Origin of the sequence: Microcoleus sp. B3-A4, assembly GCF_036705385.1 — a bacterium.
Classification (GTDB): domain Bacteria; phylum Cyanobacteriota; class Cyanobacteriia; order Cyanobacteriales; family Microcoleaceae; genus Microcoleus.
This window is the reverse complement of the sequence record NZ_JAUBUI010000180.1, coordinates 1-3048: the sequence shown is the minus strand read 5'-3', so window position 1 is coordinate 3048 and position 3048 is coordinate 1. Positions and strand designations below refer to the sequence as shown.

Here is a 3048-nt window from a genome sequence, read left to right as displayed (position 1 = left end):
GGTTTAACAAACTTTCACTGGTGGCCTCAAGTTCCAGTTGCTGCTTAATTATGGGTAAGCACCCGGACATGATATGATGGGTCACTTTCGACAGCCAAGGCTCGAAAGTTGGGTTCTTGACTGTTTGGACTTTGATAGAACTGTGCTTGACGCGAGCGTGAGCCGATATTGAAGCCAGGAGCGAGCCTGTTGGTGTACAGGGCAGCCGCCTTTACGATGGAGCGTCGCCGGGTACGACGCATTCGAGTTGGTGCAGTTCGGCATTGGCGGCGGACGCCCCACGCGCGATCGCGCCCAGCTATTCTGTTTGCAATTTTGCAGCCAGTAAAGAGGTCGATACTCGCTGTCGTATCAACAATCGTCACAGCGAACATCGAGCTTGGACTTAACTCGCCCTGACGGCCGATCGCTTTTGCTTGTAGGTCGGGTTGATGCCACCAAATCCAACATCGACCATAGCTTTATCAGTCACAAAGATAGCCAGGAGTTGAAAGTTGGATATTGGCAGTTTAGATTTCAACAGAGCACAAGCGTGAGCAAGTGAGTCTAGGGTAAGAGCATCTCAATCAGGCTTGACACAAGCACTCTTTGAATCTGCATCATATAGTCATCATTCATCGCCGCTCGGTTCTTTTTTTGTCGCAAACTACGTCGGAGAGGCGTTTCTTGATTGATGGCATTAAGTGCCATTCGTCTTAGAAAAGCCAAATTTTGAGGACTGTTGAACGACCGAATGCGGCACTGGTCTTCATTAAAAGTAACATCTAACGTCCAATGCACTTGGTTTTCAATCCCCCAATGTTGACGAATAGCACGACCATTCCGCTTTAGCATCTACTGGTAAAAAACTTAGGTAAAACTGCACAGGAGTGAAGGGTTTTGTTCCACAGATGACGAACTATTTCGACGATCGCAATAGTGGACCTTAGCACCTTACGCCACAGATAGTCTAAAAATTCCTCAGTTGCGTAAGTAGTATCAATTTTTAAAGCTGTAAAAGCTAATCCAGTTCAATGTCTGGGATGCGCTGTTTATACTGTTGGTGATTTTGTTGAAAATTTTGCTGTTCTTGCTCAATTAATTGTATCCAGATATCATTCCAACTTGACGGTGGATTGACAAGTTCTGCATCCGGTAGCAACGATCGCGCATTTCGAGCGAGCTGAGAATTTTCGGCGATCGCTATAATAACGCTATCGAGTTCTTGTAAGAATTCTATAGGCAGTTGTGAAGCTCGTTCAATTCCTAGGTAAAGTGTCGCTGGTGCTGTTGCAGAGTTTTCCTGTTCAATAAGCAAAATTGAAAGGGCTTCGATTGGGTTACAAGCAATCACAGCTCGCTCAATTTCTCCAGTAGTGGCTACCCAGAAAGCAGCTTCAGATGACAGGGGATGGGTTGTACTAAAGTTGCCTCTTTCATCGAGAACAAAAGCGAAGCTGGCTTCCCCCTCAAGCGTCCGTGCCGTAAATACAGCCTTTTCTGAGCCGGCATACAGCCAAGAATGAGAGTGCAATTTTTCAAGCAATTCTAAAGGTAAACTGTACTCGACTGCTAGATGCGAGCGCACTTTTTGCCACTGAGTTTCATCACGTTCAGGCAGGATTGATAATTGTAACTCTAACTCATTTGCTGTTGCAGGTTCGGTTGTTTCTAGCTCAGATTGTGACGACTCTACCTCATTTTCCTCTGCCTCGCCAGGGGCGTTCGCTAAGTGTTGTGGCTGCATTAAAGCCTCAATTAGGGCGTTATCTCGCCCTTTGTCATAGCTAATGCCTCGATGCTTCTGCAATCCAGAAAAAGTGTAGGCTTTACCCAACTGAGTGCCACTTAAAGCGACCCCATCTAACTTGTAAGAAATGCCTTTACTGAAGCCGATTCCAGTTAGTGTGACTTGCACCTCTACGCTTTGTTGCTGCAACCGCTCAACGAATTCTGGCATACTTGGGTTGTCTTGGGTAACTTCATCAATTAGGTCTTGCAATTGCACCCTGACGCTCTTGTTTCCCTTGCTTTTTAATTGCCTGTGTTCTCCTGTAGTCTGAGCTCGCTTGTCTGTTTCCCAACTGGGTGTAACAGTTTCCAGGTTGTAACTCCGTTCGAGTTGGCGAATAGTTTCTTGGCTTTTGTAATAGTCCCAGCTATCGTCAACAACCCCTCCATCTAGGCAAATGCGACTGGCGACGATGTGGATGTGGTCGTGTTCTGTATCGCTGTGCTTGACAACTGCGTACTGGTTGTTGTCAAATTCCATCGCTTTCATGTAGTTGGCTGCGAGCGCCAGCCAGCGTTGGTCATTTTCTTCAGAATCTTCTAGTTTTTCGGTGCTTGCAACAGATAAAGTGGCGTGAAAAACTGCTACTTTCAGGTTAGGTCTTAGTTGTCGGGCGATGGCAAATTCAGCAGCGAGTTCTTCAGGAGTCTGTCCGCACATAGTACCGCCAATTAGAGCGGCGTCTTTTTTGCCCAGTACGTAGTTCAAACAGCCCCGAAAGCCTGTACCTTTGATTTGTTTGCCAATCATAACCGAAAAGCCGTCAGTTGCACAGAATCGATTGCTCAGGCGGTAAAGCCGAGCCTTGTTAATAGTTAGCGTACTGTAGATTTGGCGAGGTTTGCAACTATTGTTTTAATTGCACCCCCGTTTTCTCGAATGAGTTGCTGTACGCTTTCTAAGAGTCCTGTATTGACAACAACGGGTTCTCCCAATGCCACAGCACTATTACAAGCTTTAGTAATTTGATTGAGGTTGTTTCCTGCAATTCTCAATTGGGCATCAATCTTGCACAACACTTGATAGGCTTTCAAGTCAAATGCAGCTAGAGGGCGCGGCATGGTTCTCCTCAAAGCTGCGCGGCGTATGAAGTCGCTCATGCTCAAATTGACTTGCTCTGCTCTTGCTTTGATTTGATTGTAGTCAGAGTCAGTGAGGCGAATGTGAATATGGTTGGATAGCAGCTCTCTAGGTTTGACTGTAAGGATTCAGGTAAAAAATAGTTCATTGAGAGCCGAAAAATATGGTAATGTAGTCAGATGAGCGAAAAGCCAGAG

Annotated in this window: 2 protein-coding genes and 1 pseudogene; all 3 read right to left on the bottom strand. The window is 46.1% G+C overall.

The genetic code is table 11. The features are described from left to right. Positions 1 to 546: 546 nt before the first annotated feature. A pseudogene (locus QUB33_RS29065) lies at positions 547 to 920 on the bottom strand (ISAs1 family transposase); the annotation flags it as partial. Positions 921 to 1000: 80 nt separating this feature from the next. Then, the gene (locus QUB33_RS29060) at positions 1001 to 2521 is read right to left on the bottom strand and encodes a relaxase/mobilization nuclease domain-containing protein (RefSeq protein ID WP_333358012.1); all 1521 of its coding nucleotides are present in this window, start codon (positions 2519 to 2521) and stop codon (positions 1001 to 1003) included. A 65-nt stretch (positions 2522 to 2586) separates the two neighbouring features. Further along, complete coding sequence (locus QUB33_RS29055; RefSeq protein WP_445299573.1) at positions 2587 to 2934, bottom strand: plasmid mobilization protein; 348 nt, start codon at positions 2932 to 2934, stop codon at positions 2587 to 2589. Between the last annotated feature and the right edge of the window lie 114 nt (positions 2935 to 3048).

Excerpts from the sequence above, each read along its gene's own strand:
- QUB33_RS29060 (WP_333358012.1), bottom strand. The coding sequence starts at position 2,521 with ATGATTGGCAAACAAATCAAAGGTACAGGCTTTCGGGGCTGTTTGAAC.